Source organism: Pelosinus fermentans DSM 17108, from assembly GCF_000271485.2.
GTDB classification, from domain to species: Bacteria; Bacillota; Negativicutes; order DSM-13327; family DSM-13327; genus Pelosinus; species Pelosinus fermentans.
Map to the genome: position 1 here is coordinate 3,666,749 of NZ_AKVN02000001.1, position 15,484 is coordinate 3,682,232.

Annotated in this window: 15 protein-coding genes and 1 riboswitch; of the genes, 3 read left to right on the forward strand and 12 right to left on the reverse strand. The window is 41.2% G+C overall.

All coding sequences use genetic code 11. From position 1 onward, the window contains the following. Positions 1-35: 35 nt before the first annotated feature. Genes FR7_RS17025 through FR7_RS17035 form a run of 3 tightly spaced genes read right to left on the reverse strand, consistent with a single transcriptional unit; the run spans position 36 to position 4,225 of the window. Positions 36-1,670 (reverse strand): PepSY-associated TM helix domain-containing protein, encoded by a 1,635-nt coding sequence (locus FR7_RS17025; RefSeq protein ID WP_237769545.1) that lies wholly within the window; start codon positions 1,668-1,670, stop codon positions 36-38. Further along, the gene (locus FR7_RS17030) at positions 1,631-1,957 is read right to left on the reverse strand and encodes a hypothetical protein (protein WP_007933633.1); all 327 of its coding nucleotides are present in this window, start codon (positions 1,955-1,957) and stop codon (positions 1,631-1,633) included. Before FR7_RS17030 ends, FR7_RS17025 begins: the two co-directional genes overlap by 40 nt. Before the next feature lie 15 nt (positions 1,958-1,972). After that, on the reverse strand, positions 1,973-4,225 hold the full coding sequence (locus FR7_RS17035) for a TonB-dependent receptor (protein ID WP_007933635.1): 2,253 nt from the start codon (positions 4,223-4,225) through the stop codon (positions 1,973-1,975). A gap of 320 nt (positions 4,226-4,545) precedes the next feature. On the opposite strand from FR7_RS17035, the gene FR7_RS17040 reads away from it, so the two are divergent. After that, on the forward strand, positions 4,546-5,373 hold the full coding sequence (locus FR7_RS17040) for a helix-turn-helix domain-containing protein (protein WP_007933637.1): 828 nt from the start codon (positions 4,546-4,548) through the stop codon (positions 5,371-5,373). 62 nt (positions 5,374-5,435) lie between these two features. Here the strand turns inward: FR7_RS17040 and FR7_RS17045 are convergent, their stop codons facing one another. The 4 genes from FR7_RS17045 to FR7_RS17060 form a co-directional block, all read right to left on the reverse strand. Further along, positions 5,436-7,124 (reverse strand): methyl-accepting chemotaxis protein, encoded by a 1,689-nt coding sequence (locus tag FR7_RS17045; RefSeq protein ID WP_007933639.1) that lies wholly within the window; start codon positions 7,122-7,124, stop codon positions 5,436-5,438. Positions 7,125-7,226: 102 nt separating this feature from the next. Further along, positions 7,227-7,311, reverse strand: a riboswitch (cyclic di-GMP riboswitch). Between the two features lie 193 nt (positions 7,312-7,504). Continuing rightward, complete coding sequence (locus FR7_RS17050) at positions 7,505-8,674, reverse strand: catalase (protein WP_071524652.1); 1,170 nt, start codon at positions 8,672-8,674, stop codon at positions 7,505-7,507. Positions 8,675-8,690: 16 nt separating this feature from the next. After that, complete coding sequence (locus FR7_RS24560) at positions 8,691-9,020, reverse strand: catalase (RefSeq protein ID WP_007933642.1); 330 nt, start codon at positions 9,018-9,020, stop codon at positions 8,691-8,693. 226 nt (positions 9,021-9,246) lie between these two features. Then, positions 9,247-10,044, reverse strand: coding sequence for an REP-associated tyrosine transposase (locus tag FR7_RS17060; RefSeq protein ID WP_007933644.1), 798 nt, complete (start codon positions 10,042-10,044; stop codon positions 9,247-9,249). A 149-nt stretch (positions 10,045-10,193) separates the two neighbouring features. Here FR7_RS17060 and FR7_RS24485 point away from each other — a divergent pair, with 149 nt between their 5' ends. Together FR7_RS24485 and FR7_RS24655 are read left to right on the forward strand one after the other, a co-directional pair. Further along, complete coding sequence (locus FR7_RS24485) at positions 10,194-10,670, forward strand: glycerophosphodiester phosphodiesterase family protein (RefSeq protein ID WP_007933645.1); 477 nt, start codon at positions 10,194-10,196, stop codon at positions 10,668-10,670. 59 nt (positions 10,671-10,729) lie between these two features. Further along, positions 10,730-10,918: a glycerophosphodiester phosphodiesterase gene (locus FR7_RS24655; RefSeq protein WP_420191764.1), complete on the forward strand. Its 189-nt coding sequence runs from the start codon at positions 10,730-10,732 to the stop codon at positions 10,916-10,918. Here the strand turns inward: FR7_RS24655 and FR7_RS17070 are convergent. The 5 genes from FR7_RS17070 to FR7_RS17090 all read right to left on the reverse strand — a co-directional run bounded on the left by FR7_RS17070 (position 10,913) and on the right by FR7_RS17090 (position 15,449). Further along, the gene (locus FR7_RS17070) at positions 10,913-11,233 is read right to left on the reverse strand and encodes a TOBE domain-containing protein (protein WP_007944332.1); all 321 of its coding nucleotides are present in this window, start codon (positions 11,231-11,233) and stop codon (positions 10,913-10,915) included. The two genes, FR7_RS24655 and FR7_RS17070, sit on opposite strands and share 6 nt — an antisense overlap. A gap of 182 nt (positions 11,234-11,415) precedes the next feature. Beyond that, a complete protein-coding gene (locus tag FR7_RS17075; RefSeq protein WP_007933650.1) occupies positions 11,416-12,972 on the reverse strand; it encodes a DUF4127 family protein in 1,557 nt (518 codons plus the stop codon). Then, positions 12,965-14,659 (reverse strand): hypothetical protein, encoded by a 1,695-nt coding sequence (locus FR7_RS17080; RefSeq protein WP_007933652.1) that lies wholly within the window; start codon positions 14,657-14,659, stop codon positions 12,965-12,967. The genes FR7_RS17075 and FR7_RS17080 overlap by 8 nt, the downstream gene beginning before the upstream one ends. A gap of 22 nt (positions 14,660-14,681) precedes the next feature. Continuing rightward, complete coding sequence (locus FR7_RS17085; RefSeq protein WP_007933659.1) at positions 14,682-15,092, reverse strand: divergent PAP2 family protein; 411 nt, start codon at positions 15,090-15,092, stop codon at positions 14,682-14,684. Between the two features lie 12 nt (positions 15,093-15,104). Next, a complete protein-coding gene (locus FR7_RS17090) occupies positions 15,105-15,449 on the reverse strand; it encodes an SMR family transporter (protein ID WP_007933660.1) in 345 nt (114 codons plus the stop codon). Positions 15,450-15,484: the final 35 nt, after the last annotated feature.

A 15,484-nucleotide genomic window follows, 5' to 3' on the forward strand; every position in this document is an offset into this window, starting at 1 on the left:
ATTACATTTACTCTTTACAAAACATAACCAATATTTTATTGCAAAGGGGTACGTTCTATAGGAAAATTTACAGAACTAGAACTAAGTGAGGATTGTTGCTCCAACAGTTTCTCATTATTCCTTTCTTTTAAGGAAACACGCCAGGCTGTGAGTGCCAATAGAATTCCCAGTGAAGCAGCTGTTAGATCGACACTGACAGTCATCCAATCGTTGCGAGCGATTGCTGGTAATAAACCGACGTTAGTTGTGAGTGCGTTAAGCGCTGGCAATCCGATGCAAAGTCCTGCTGCGATACGCAGCTGTTCGATCCAGGCACGTAATGGAGGGCGTAAAAATGCATGAAACAACGTAATGAGCCATACGCTGAAAAACGCTGTTATTTCGGCGTCAGCCCGTTCTTTGATGTCAAAGGGCAGTAACCGGTTAGCCCACAAATAAGCAATGCAGGCAATGATAATACCGATAATAGCCGTAATGTTCAGTCCCTCAATGGCACGATACATCCATTGAGCCATCTGACTATTACGGGCATAGCGGCTGCGGCGTTTGATGGTAAAAAATATCAGGCCGGCGGCAATCATGATGCAACTAATCAAACCAGCGGCAAAATACAGCCAAGCTATGGGATATCCGCCAAATCTGGCAATGTGTAAACCGACCAGTGAACGATAAATATGAACATATTTACTCCAGGTTGTCTGGCTGCCAAGCAATTCACCGGTAACCCCATCAAAAATAGCTCTATTGCTGATTGCAACAACGGTGTCATCAATCGTTCTAAAAAAAGTAACTACCGCCTGCTGGTCACCGGGATTACTGACTCGGATGAAGGAGATTTTTCCTTTTCCCAGTTCTGCCTCAGCTAGTGGCAAAAGACTGGTCAACGGTACTAATTCTCTCGGCAGATTGGCACGGGGACGTTCAAAATTCTTAGCTGCAACAGATTGCGGTCCTTTCCAGGAACTACCGTACAATACCTGAGGAACTACAGGCAGCAGCATTAAAAAGGTGACAGTCAGTCCCGTATAAGTAATTAAAAGGACAAAGGGAAGGGTGAAGACTCCGGTCATGGTATGAACATTCAGCCAGTTTTTTCGCCAACGAAGACGGAAAAAATCTTTGAAGACCTGTCGGCGGATGGCTATACCGGATACAAGTGCAGCCAGCATGACCATAGAAGCTAACGTAACCAGCCATAAGCCGACCTTGCCGCTGTGCAGCTCAAAATGAAAATGAGCAAGGAAGTGACCACCCTCAGTCTCCGGCGTCTTAATGATTGCCCCACTTTGAGGGTTCAGATGCTTCTCTACTGCTTTTTTGCCTTTTATCCAGGTAATTTCCAGATCCTGGTGACGTTGTTGCGGTAAAGCAATCATCCAGGTGTCCGCCTTTGGCGAAAGCTGCCGCAGCTTTTTTTCAGCCGATGCCAGCGCCTGAACCGGCTCAACCTCGCTGATCCTCACATTAGGCTGCATCCAGTGGGTCAACTCTTGTTCAAATACGGCTAACGTACCGGTAAAAAAGATAACAAATAACAGCCAGCCAAATACCAGGCCACCCCAAGTGTGTAATTCACTCATCCCCCGGGTAAAGCTTCTCTTTTCTTTTGATTGATTCATATAACTTCTCCTTATCTTACCCAGGCAGCAACTAGCGCCAGGAACCCGCAAGAAAGCGTAACGACAAGTAAATTCCGCCAAGCGCGCTGGGCAGTAGGAGCGGCAAAGGCCCAGAGCAGTGCCCCAGTGTAAAAGAGAGGGGGAAACAACACACTAAAAAACAAGGCATCCGCTTTTGCCCAGGGCAGCAGCAATACCAAAGCCGCCAACATGCTGGAGGTAAGCGCATAGCCGCCGAAAACGGCGGCTAGAATGCGCAATATAGTTTGAGTTGTATTATCGGTACCGGCAAAAAGTTCTCTTAGCCGTTTAAAAACCTCAAGTGTAGTGGTATTCATGGTTAAATACCTCGTTTATATCTGGAAGGTTGCTGATAATTTAAAGGTGCGAGGGCCGCCCAAAGTGGCATAATTCTCGTTACTGAAACAACCTGCCCAGTAGTGTTTGTCAAATAGATTTTCGACGCTGGCACGATATGTGACTGGAACATTATTGATTGTGGTTTTATAACGCGCACCTAAATCATAGCGTACCCAGCTTGGGATTTTTATGGTGTTCGCATTATCAATGTATTGGGATCCGGTGTATACCGCCAGGAGAGAAAGGGTTAAATCTTTGTTCCACGACGTGTCCCACTCGACGCCGGCATTCATCGTCCATTTAGGTACGCCAAAAGGTGTTTTTCCTTTATTTGTGCTTATGCGTGAACGAACCAGTTCGCCATCAGTATAGGCAATTCCGCCCAAAACACGGAAATTTTTTGTTATGCTGCCAAATGTATTCCATTCAATGCCACGATTTTTCTGTTCGCCGCCATAGGAATAAATGTTATCAGTAGTCATATAGCTTGGCATTTTGATTTGAAAAAAGGCCAGGGTATTGGCGAAATTTCCTTTGTCCCACTTGACGCCAATTTCCTGTTGTTTGGTTTTATACGGCGCCAGTACTTCATTTGCATTGTCATACGTTGTAGCAACCACAGTTCCAGGAGAAAGTGCTTCAATATAATTGGCATAGAGAGAAACCGATTCTCCCCACGGTTTGACTATGAGGCCGACCATCGGTGTAGTGGCGTCAGAGTCATAAGTGGTACTTGAAGTCGGGGTTCCGGTAGCAGCGGTATTGGAGTATTTATAGCTTGTCTGTTCCACATTTTGCCGCCGTACCCCCAAAGTTAACTGAACTTTATCTTCGTCAAAAGAAAGCGTATCGGACAGAAGATAACTGGAAAGTTTAGTAACGAGTGTCTTATTACCCTTGGCTGGCGACGCCACGCTATTAAAGTAGTCGGCGAGTGAGACAGGGTTATAAATATTCGTTGGATAATTACCGCTGCCTTGGTTATAAGCATTGGAATAATCCGTATCCTGGAAGCTTGCACCTAAAACAAGTTGATGCTTTACCGAACCAGTCTGGTAAGCACCGCGCAGTCCAAAATCGGATGAAGTGGTGTCAGTCCAGAAGTTTTGCTTGAAGACATTCCGGGCCGTTGCCGTTCCATCGGACTTTAAATTCAAAACATGATTACCGTTGATGAAGCCGGTTGCGTTGGCTGATAATTTACCGATACCGGCATAAGCAGTTAAATTGTCCTGGATGTCATATTCACCCTTGAATAGGACACCATTATTCCGTGTCGTCCCTGATGTCCCCTTGTATGCATTGGTTGAACCGTCGGGAGCAGATTCTACGTAACCGTTGGCTAGGTAATACATAGAAGTAGCTCCGTTATCATAATTTTCCTGCGAGCCGTATGCATCCATGGACAGGCGCCATTTGTCTTTTTGGTAGTCTACCCCGAGAGAGCCCAGTAACCGTTCTTTGGATTGTCCGTCAACTTCAGTATCACCATCTGCATAAACGCCGTTGAAACGAATACCCCATTCTTTATTTTCGCCAAACCGACGTCCAATATCAATATGGCCACCTAAGTGGGACGAAGAGGTATAGCTGGTGGTAAAGTTAGTGATGTCCTCCTCGCCGGCGCGTTTGGGCACCAAATTGATGGCGCCGCCTACCGAAGTGCTTACACCACCGTAAAGAAAAGAACTGGGACCTTTAAGCACTTCCACCCGTTCTAAGAATTCAACCGGAACATGGTATTGCGGCGCCAATCCCTGCATACCGTTAAAATAGAGATGCTGATAATTTACTTCTAAACCTCGGATCATATAGTTTTCATTGCTATGCCCAGCAGAGGTGGTGAAGCGGATCGATGGATCATTAATGAGAACATCGTAAAGTGTGTCAGCCTGTTTATCTTCCATAGTCTGGGCAGTATAACTGGTAACGTTAAAGGGTGTATCCATAAAATCCTTATTGCCTAGAATTCCGAGATTGGCTCCACGGGCAACCTGACCTCCGGCGTAAGCAGGAGGAAGAGCCTGACTGCGATCGGCTGTAACTTCAACTCCTTCCAGTGTAAATTCACGCTGTCCGACGGTTGTTTCAGTAGAAGCAGCTTGTTCTTCGGCGGCTTGCTCGGTGGCAGGGGCGGGTTCCTGTGTTTCTTCCGCCGCATAGGAAACTATCGGTGCATGCCAGACTAGACTACTGCCGATTAAGGCATATAGCAGGCTTTTTCTGGTACGGGACATTTTTTTCATTTTCTTCGACTCCTTTACGTGCACTTTACTCTGGGTGGACCTGATATGTAGTTATAATTGCTAAGCATCTAATCTAAATGAGGATTAATCTCAATGCTTATTAAATAGAATAGCAAGTACAAGTGCAGGAGTAAATGGATATATTTCCAAGGAATCCTGGATTTTTTCCAAATAAATTATTCTCCTGATAGAAATTCTCTAATGAATAAGGTTAGATAAATCATTGACAATCGCTGGATGAAAAAGCTATAATTGATAATCGATATCAATTATAGCACAGAACTAATTATCTTTCTAGGAAAAAGGGAGGCAACCCCTAAATGAATGTAAATATTAATGAACTGGCCCATTATTATGCCACAATCAATATTAGTATTATTGATGTAGCCAGAACTGTCGTGCCTCCTGGCGGAAGATGTTTTGGCCGATATACTCCCCCGTTTTCAGGAATTGTTTTTCCATTGCGCGGGCGGGCCCGGATGTTCTTCAACGGTGTTCCTTATGAGATGGAATATGGAAAAGTCTTTCATGCCGGTCCAAATATGTCATTAGATAAAGAGGTGCAGGGACGATCGGAATGGGCTTTTATGGTCATACATTATCAGACTGATGATAGTGCAGCTGATTCTTTTCCTTATGCTTTGGCTCATTTTGAGTTGGAGGCTGGCTATAACACGCGCATCAATGATCTGCTGCATCGACTATATACGATCTGCACAACTCCGGGAAAACTGCCAAAACTGCGAGCTAAATCATTATTTCTCAGTATTATGGATGAGATTCTAACCAGTGCTGACAACCGGCGCAACGAAGGCGGACAGGAAATTGTAGAACAGGCCATCGAATACATTCACAGTCATTACATGGAATCCCTTACTGTGCCAATGCTTGCCGGACACTATGCTCTAAACAGCAAACAATTTGCCTATTTATTTCAAAAAAATACAGGGATGGGACCAAATGAATATTTGATTGATTACCGGATACGCCGCGCAAAAGAACTATTATCCACTACAGCTTGCTCAGTAGCAGAAATTTCGGCTTGCGTAGGCTATTCTGACCCATATTATTTCAGTAAGCTTTTTAAGAAACGTACGGGCTTTTGCCCCAGTGTACTGCAAAGCTGCTTAAAAGAAAACATCGGCTAAGTATAAAAAACGGCATCACTAAACAAATTTGTCTAGTGATGCCGTTTTTCATTTTCATTTACTTATAACTTAAACTTACTGATGATCTCATTGAGTTCTTCTGCCATTTTTGCTAAGGATTCAGCATTATGATTGATCTCATGCATACTGGCACTTTGTTCTTCGGATGCAGCGGCTACCGTTTGTGCACTTGCTGCAGTTTCTTCTGCAACACCACTAATATTTTGGACATTCCCTACCATTGTTTGGGTTCCCTTTGCTGTTTCCTCAATTGTATGCGTTATTTGTGCAACTACTGTTTTTACCTTATCAAGCTTATCAATAATCACTTCAAACCCTCTTTGAGTGTTGAATGTTACTTGTTTTCCTGCTTCCACCTCATGGTTTCCTTCACTTACATGCAGGACAGCATAATCAATGTCCTCTGTCATTTTTTTAATAATTTCAGCAATGTGGTGTGTTGCATCAGCACTTTGCTCCGCCAGCTTCCGAACCTCTTCTGCAACTACTGCAAAACCTCTTCCTGCTTCACCGGCACGAGCAGCTTCAATAGCAGCATTCAACGCTAATAAGTTGGTTTGACCTGCAATGCCTTGAATGACTGTAACGATTTCCCGAATGTTTTCAGACCCTTTTGCTAAGGAATTTGCCGCCTCTGTAATACTGATCATTGATTTTGCAACAGTATCATTCTGTGTAACGATCTGAGTCAGTAAATTCATCCCTTGGCTTGCTTCTTCAACAGCATTTTGAGTGTTCGCATTCACTTCATAGGCGTTCGAATTCATTTCCTCAGTACTTGCAGAAAGTTCCTGAATCGTAGCGGACATCTCCGTTATATTTGTAGTATTCTGAGCTGACCCACTCGCAACTTCCGCTATGGTATTGGACACAATTTCTGCTGCACGCAGCTGTTCTTCTACTGTTGCACTTAATTCTTGACTAGATGCTGCCAAAGATTCAGAGTTTTGGCGTATTTGTCCCACTAGTGAGCGCAGAGCATTCTTCATTTGGGCCATTGCAGTAACCATATCACCTATTTCATCATTAACAGCAGCATGCTGCTCAGCAGTTGTTAAATCGAAATGACTGATTGCATCCATTTCATTCCGAACACGACGCAAGCGTTTCGCCATATACCTACTGTACCAGTATGCTAAACTACAAACGAACAGTATAACAAGCATACTTAAAATTCCAACCAAATTCTTAGTATCTTTTTGTTCCTGCATAAGTTTAACCGTTGATTGTTTTAAATATTTTTCTTCTAAATCAAAGGTTTTATCAAATTGCAGGTCTATCTGCTGTGATAAATTTCTCCCTTCCGCAAGCAACGTATCGAAGGAAGGACTGTTAGCTTTTCTTGCATCCATAAGCTGTCCCATTTTAAGACTATAGTCATCCATCATCTTTTCTAGTTTAACAGCTTCTGTTTTCACTTCTGGATTTTCCACACCAGATACAAATACTTTTAAGTCTTTTACGCTATCTTCAAATTCTTTTCTGGAATTTTGCTCATAGCTGCTAATCGAGTAGGCCATAAAACCTCGCAATTCAGCAATACCAGTATGCATACCATCCTGTGCCTTCGTGAGTAAGAGCATATTTGCGGAAGTATGTGTAATTAAATTTTCATATGTATCACTTGCTGTCGAATACTGATATGCTGTATATCCAAGCAGTATAAGCAGAAAGGAAATAGAAGTGAGGAACATACCTCCTAATTGTGCAATAATAGGTATTCTACGCATAAAATAACTCCTTTACATTTTAATTGTTGAGACGGCTGCATAAACTCTTTATCGCATCTCCTTCCATAAAAAAAACCAGATTGTTACATGAACTGTAATTCATATAGCAACCTGGCAGACATAGATAAAAATCGTTAGTCCCATAGCTTTGCGTCCTTAACTTTCGCTAAGTTTGCCGATCGTTCAATGGTATTGAATTTATGTATTAATAATTCTCCTCAAACCTCCAAAATCCTCTAAATTAAGACAAATTTTTCATCTTATTATTAAGCTCAACACCGAATTGAAGCAGGCTATAAATCAAGAAAAGAACATACAACTTCACTCATTGTATGTTCTTTCTTAAATGTCTTTTCGTTTTATGGAATACTTTTTCCAGCCTAAGACATCGTAGCCTTAACCCTCTCTTCTTGAGACATATCTGCTAAGTTTTTTACCTCAGTCAAATCCAATCCCAGGGTTTTGGCAATCCGTTTACCATAATCTTCATCGGCTTTGTAGAATAATGCAGTTTGTCGAAGCTGAATTCTTTTTTGAGCCTGCCCTAAATTACCGCATATATTAGAAATTAGGTTGCTTCTGTCAGTATCACTCATGACCCGACGGTATAATTCACCAGCCTGAACAAAATCTACATCTGACAAAACAAATGGATGTCTGTCCACTAAGCCTGTTACATCGATAGCAGGTACTGCATATTGAGCATCAGGTTCTGGACCATCAAAAGAATTAGGATAATAGTTCGGTCCCGCACCACCATTGCCGTCAATATTCATGACACCGTCCCGCTGGTAGTTGTTGGTAAGACCAGCTTTAGATGCATTAATGGGGATCTGATGAAAATTGGCCCCCAGTCGATGTCGCTGTGTGTCAGGATAGCTGAACAACCTTCCCAACAGCATCTTATCTGGTGATACCCCAATACCGGGAACAAAGTTGCCAGGAGCGAATGCTACCTGCTCAACTTCTGCAAAGAAGTTTTCTGGGTTTCGATTTAGCACCATTTTTCCTACTGGAATCAACGGATAATCTGCATGATACCAAACCTTTGTGATATCGAATGGATCGAATTTATAGTTCTTAGCATCGTCTGCCGTCATAATCTGAACATATACTGTCCATGAAGGATATTCTCCTGCTTCGATGCTGTCATAGAGATCTTTAGTTGCCCGATCAGGGTCTGTACCTGCTAATTCAGTAGCTTCTGCATCTGTAAGAGTCTGGAAACCAAGGTCTGCTTTAAAATGCCATTTGAACCAACAGTGTTCGCCGGCCTGATTGTAAAACATATAGGTATGGCTGCTGTGCCCGTCCATATGACGAAAGCTTTTAGGTGTGCCCCGGTCAGAAAACAAAATTGTCACCTGATGAATGGATTCCGGAGTAAGGGATAGAAAATCCCACATCATATCAGGATCTTTTGTATGTTTCGCTGGATGCCTTTTTTGAGTATGTATAAAATCAGGAAACTTGATAGCGTCCCTGATAAAAAAGACCGGAGTATTATTACCTACCATATCATAATTTCCCTCGTCGGTATAAAACTTCACAGCAAATCCACGTGGGTCACGCCGCAGAATCAGCAGATCCCTTTTCACCGCCAACGGTAGAAAAGCGCACGAAAAGATCTGTTTTCTTACCAATTTGCGAAAGGAAGTCAGCCCTGGTAAATTGCGTAATATCATGAGTAACTTCAAAATAACCGTGAGCTCCGGTTCCTTTGGCATGGACTACTCTTTCTGGAATCCTTTCCCTATCGAAATGTGCCAGCTTTTCAATTAGATGAGTATCGGACAAAAGTGTGTAGTGTGAGCTGCCAGTGGTAATGGAGTTTTGATCATCAGCTACAGGAATACCAAAATTTGTTGTTAATTTTTTCTTATTACTATCAACCATTAGCTTCACTCCTCCTCATATAATGTTAAAGAACGACTTATTTAGGGAAGAACCTTCTAACTTTTTCAGCATCAGCCTCCTTTCCTAGCCCAGTTACTTCAATACCTAATTATTGGCACTAAGATTATTTTTCTTAAAATACTTATTCTCCAAACATAACATTATTCCTTTATTTATAATCAATTATTTTTAGCTATTTCGCAGAGTCAAGGGACGGTTCCGAGACTCACTTTGTACGCTGAACCATATTTCTATCTACATCCAATAACTTAGCAATTTGACGAATTGATAGGTTTGATTTTCGTTTCAGTGTGTTAATAAGATCTCGCCGTAAATCTTCCTTCTGGCGATTTTTCAGATCACTACTATTGATATTATGTTTGACTAGAAAATGCATAATCAATTCTTTTGCTTGATTTTCAGTTTGAATCGCTTTCTCTTCTACATTCTCTTCTTGTAAATCTATGAACTTTCCATCATCCTGTATTTTTGAGTAGTCTATAAAAAGCTTCGTTGATTTCTCGATATCATCTGAAAACATTTCGAGTATAAAACGCTTATCGATACTATTGTTTTGATTTTTTGTCTCTGTAAAAATAAAATAGCTACTCCATTTGTATTCTTCTATCTTTTTAACTATCCCTGCTTTGACTGGATTGTTATGTATGTATCTTACTGCCGACAATAGATATGCATCATTTTCAATTCCTTCGCTCTTAAATCGATCTTGAAAGAGATGTCCCGTTCGAACGTATTTTTTATTGAAATAGTAGGCGTAGCTTATATTAATTCTTTTCATAATCCGTCCGATTTCATCGCTACCCTCATTGATTAGGAGATGTACATGATTGTCCATTAAGCAATAAGCATATATAGCAAATTTTCGATCCTTATTTTTTTCACTTAGAATCTCTATAAAACGGTTTTTGTCTTCCTCATCAAGAAAGATATTCTTTCTTGCATTTCCCCGGATCATCACATGATAGATTTTACTTTCACTTAATTGCCTACTTTGTCGTGGCATGCAAATCTCTCCCTCTTTGGTTTTAGGGACATTGTATCACTTATATTTTAAAGAGTCAAAGAACCGTCCCTCCGACTCTTAGCTTAAGAACAAGGATATTGGCGTTAAACATCTAATTAACTTACTATCATAATACGAGGAGGCATACTATGTTGATTTATGCTCACCGTGGTGCCCGGAGTTATGCCCCTGAAAACACTATGTCGGCCTTTCGCCAGGCTATCATCTGTAAAGCAGACGGCATTGAACTGGATGTGCAGGCAACGAAAGACCATCAATTGGTCATTTGTCACGACCATACTATTGATCGTACCAGCAATGGTTCCGGCTGGATTAAAGACTTAACGCTAGCGCAGCTCAAGTCATTCGACTTTGGCTCTTGGTTTGCTCCTTCCTTTGCCAACGAAGCCATCCTTACTTTTCAAGAATTTTTCGCTTGGTATGTTACTACCCCTCTGCTGTTAAATATTGAAATCAAAAATGGTCCCGTTATTTACAAAGGTATAGAAGAACAACTTATCAACATTATGAAAGCCAATAAGAATACTCCTCAGGATTTTGATCTTTACAATCGCATTATCATCTCTTCTTTTTATCATCCATCTTTAGTAAAAATAAACAAGTAGATCAACAATTTAAAACTGGAGTCTTATTTGCTGACCGTCCCGTTGATGTTCTCAGCCTAATTCAACAAACAAACGCCGATTATCTGCATCCACATTGGCACTACCTCGAAGAGAATTGGATCGAAGCAGCCCATGAAGCAGGTATCGGCGTTAACAGTTATACAATTAATACCCAAGAAGAATTTGATTTTAGCTGTGCCAACCATATTGATGGACTTTTTAGTGACTTTCCCGATCGCTGGTCATAAACCCCGCTCTAAGGTAAGCAGGCACTGACCTGTTTCTTTAGCAAAAATGTGAAGAATGCCTCTTGCCGGTGTCACAAATACTGTTTGACCAAGTTGCGGCAGTATTTTAGGCACCGGAATTTTTATAGCTGCTTTATCCTGCCCTACCAGCAAGTGGACAATTGCCTCAGAACCAATATTTTCGATTAATGCTACGATACCTGCGATCGCACTTTCATTCTTCTCGGCAAGCAGCGATAAATTTTCTGGACGCAAACCAAGATATACTTCTTCTTCAGTTAGACATTGACCTACTAACTTAAATTTCAAAATCATGACCTTTAAAAATCTGTCTCCTCTCTTTTGTAATGATAACGCCGCTTAAAACTGCATCGGTGGTGCACTGATAAGAGTCAACGAACCGTCCCCCGACTCTGAACGCCCATGCTGGGCGCACAACAAAAAGCACACACAACATTCATTCGTTGTGTGTGCTTTTCTTGATATATCCTCAGCAATTACTGCGCTTTCACATCTACTTCAAACATGCGATTCCAAGGGAAGGATACTTCTATTTTTTCCAACGGGAACTCACTTAAATTTTGCTGAGCAAAATTCTGCATGCGTTTGGCAGCATCTTGGGTAAGGGTGGGGCGCATTTCATTTAATTGTACATTGTTGATTCCTTGAGGGATTAATACTTCATTCATCAGATCGCTGCGCACATTGGCTTGATACGCCCAGTCATCTAAAAGACGAACGGCAATGAGATTATTTTTGTCGCCAGCTGCCATTCGCTGAGCAAAAGCAGCTTGTCCAATGGTATAACCAATAGTGTTGCTGGCTGTATTCCAGCCAGAATAAGATTCTAGCTGAGACGCCAATTTACTATCAGTCATTTCCTTCATAAAGGCATTATCAGAACCATTGGCAAAAGAGATATCTGCCACCGCTACTTTTCGGCCAGCTTCTAAATAGCTTTCAATCTGTTTTACAAACGCAAGGGTTCCCTTGCTGGCTTTTGTTTTATTTGATTCCATGCCTGCTTCTCTGGTCCAGCCATCTACTGGTGTATTGACTGCCAAAATCATATCAGCTACTTTATCCGATAACAAAGGTACAAAACCAGCAGCAAACAAATGATCTCTTACATTTTTGCCAACAGGAGTATCTTCATAAGAAGGAATGGTCTTATTACCAACACCTTGGGTATAGATCACAGAGACGGAAGGTATGGTAAAGGTCAGATCATTGACAGCTCTTGTCAACATGAGCATTCCTAACTGATCTGCACCGGGAAAAGAAGAGTATTTACTGGCAGATAAATCGGCTGTTTCTTTCCCTAGCCATCTGGACTCCTGATGAGATCTTGACAGCGGGGAGCAATCATCACGACCGATCAGCAAGTAATTAAAGATATTTTGTTTTGCTGCAGAAACAAGCTGTAAATTTGCTTTAAAGTTCTTTTCCCGCCTGTTTACCCAATCTTCCATAATATCTTTCGGAACTTGCGCATTTAATGTCTCTAATTCTTTCTTTTCTTTTTTACTTAACTTCTCCATTTCACTTTTATCTTGGAGAGCGTGAATGCGGAAAATCGCTGGTCCATAGGTCTCGTAATATGCTGGTTCTACCCCGCCGCTGGAAGCATGGGGACTGCGCATAATCGTACTAAATACATATAAGCGTACAGAAGGATTCAGTTCCTTTAGTTTTTGAAAATTTGCCACTCTTTCCAGCAGCACTTCCTCACTGATTTCATGAGTTCTAGAAGCAACCAGTCCACCATAGATCAGTGCATCGGCCGATACTACGACTCCGTCTGCTTCTTTCGCATGAGCAAAAACCCATTCCCATAGTTGGTCAGGATTTGCACTTCTCGTTCTGGCTGCAAGAGAGTCTTCCGGTGGAACTAGAATATCAAATCCACCCTTTTTTACGGTATCGACTACGTATTCATAACTTACAGGGCGATTGTCAAAGGGGACATACATGAGGGTCTGAGCATATCCCGGTACATGGATAAAGAATAGCAGGAGAAAAATTGCTGTTACAATACCTTTTTTATTATTCATGTTCATCCATCCTTTCTTTTGCAAAAATAGCTGCTAATGATTGTTCTTTCGCTGGAGCAGTTAAATAGTTGTACCTCATGACCTCGATGTTCATATCAGCAATATCTGCTGGCGCATCCACAAAGGAAATATTGTTTTGAGCAAACCGCACATAGTTCGAAGTAAACTCGCCAAAACACACATTGATCGGATTATGATATGCAGCAATCTCTTTTAATTCCTGTCTTAGCGCCTGGGTACAGTAATAATTGCCAAGAATATAGGGATAAGAAATTAAAGCCAGATTGATCACAGCCGCTCCTGCTAGAATCCCTCCGAGATAACGAATTGCTTTTTTCTGATTGGACCAAGCAATGAGTGCAAGGCAAATACAGGCGAACCAGATTTGCGGCACATATCGTGCCCACCAAGATTCCGGATTGATGAGTGCTGATATCATAATACTCACGACCAAACCTACCCCATAAACTGTATCCTTCTTGGGAGACCAGAATAATAATAGCAAGATAAGACTACTAATCACCAGCATACCGCTAAACCAAGGACCAAATCCTCCAATTCGAATATCCGCGCCATAAATGAAAGGTCTAAGCTCTTGTGGAGTAACACGAAAAGGAGGCTTTACCACGGGTTCTTCCATATCAAACTGATTCGTAGCCATAGAGAAATTAGCAACATATAGTTTCTTTATTCCACTCATTTGTAAAAAACCCTTTGGGGAATTACTGGTCATAATATCCATCGACTTTGATCCTGCACCATATAAGGGATAAAAAGGATGTCCATAAAATAGGCTATTGGTTATGTATGGATTATAGCCCAGAACACAAATCCCCACAATGAAAGCGATAATTGCTGTTTTCCCAAGGTCCCAACAGCTTTCTCGTCTTTTTAGCAGCCATAGCCACCCACCTAGTAACCCCATACAGGCAATGGCATATACGATACCGGTAAATTTTACATTTACCAGCAAAGCAATGCTCATGATAAAACCAGCCAAAACAAATATATCATACTTCCTGATCATTTGGTAAGACAGAGCCAGTAAGCATAATAATAAAGATGCCAATTGTCCATCGATGTAAAAACTTAGGGATTGATAAATGCTTACCGGATTAAAAGCCAATAGCAAGCTAAAAAATATAGCTTGGTTGACACTATATCTCTGGCTATTTTGTAACGCAGAAAACGTTAATAGAAAAGACGCTGCGATTAATAGAAAATTGAAGGCTTTGCTCTGTTCGATTTGCCCTGTTACCGTATATAAGACCGCTTCATAGATCCATGGCCCTTTTGCATAGTGATTGAGTAACATGGCGGACTGGGACTGCTCTTTTGTCAAATACTGCTGAAAGGGATTCCAATGATTGACCAGCTGTAAGACGGCTTCTTGATGATACACCTGCCCATCATAGGATATATCATAAAACATACCACTTATCAGGATAAATAAGTACATTAGCAATACAGATAGACTCCCTATACTAAGGAACCATTTCCATTGGTTTTCTTTTTTATAAAACTTCCCAGCACTAAAAATAAAGAGAAAACTGCCAGCAGCTGACAGCCATAAGTGAATCGGTAATAAAGATACGCCCATTCCAAATCCAATAGCCGACAGCGCTAAAATAAAGAACATAAAGGACAATAAAGTTAGCCCTGCTATAAAAGGAAAGCTTCCTAACATATATTTCCTCCCAACTGAATTGTCACACACGATGAAAAAGAAATGCCAATACAAATCCTACGACAAGGCCTCCCAATACTTCAATGAAAGTATGCCCCTGCCGCTCCCTTAATGGTTTTGCATTTTGATGAGGTACGATATGTTGATTGATCATCACAGCCTGTTTTCCTAATGCCCGCCGGATCCCCATTGCATCAAACATAGTAATCATAAGCACTGCTACCCCCAAACTAAATATTGGCTGATTAATTCCTTCTGATAAACCAATAAAAAAAACGGTACTGCTAATGACAGTCGTATGGGTACTTGGAAATCCCCCATTACCAATTAAAGTAACGGCCTCTTTGCGAAAATGAATATAATTTATGATAAATTTAACTGTACCTGCTGCAAACCAAGCAATAACAGGTATTACGGCATATTTATAATCCAATGTAACATCCTCCTAGGATCTGGCTACTAAGGTAATACCTGCTATAATAAAGAGCATTCCACCCATCCTTAGCCAGTTTATGGGTTCATGAAAAATAAAATAGGAGGCAATAAACACTAGAATATAGCCTAAACTTACCATAGGATAGGCATAGCTAAGTTCTACTTTTTTCAAAGCCATAATCCATAGTATTGTGCTAATACAATACAAAAATAGTCCCAGCACAATCGGCCATTTTATTTTTTCTATTATTGTAACACCAGGATTTTGAACCATTTGCATGGCACCTAATTTAAAGGCAATTTGACCTACTGCACCAATGGTTACGGAGATGAGAATTAATAGTAAATCTTTCATTTATATATTACCTCACTACTAAATTTCATTGGGAT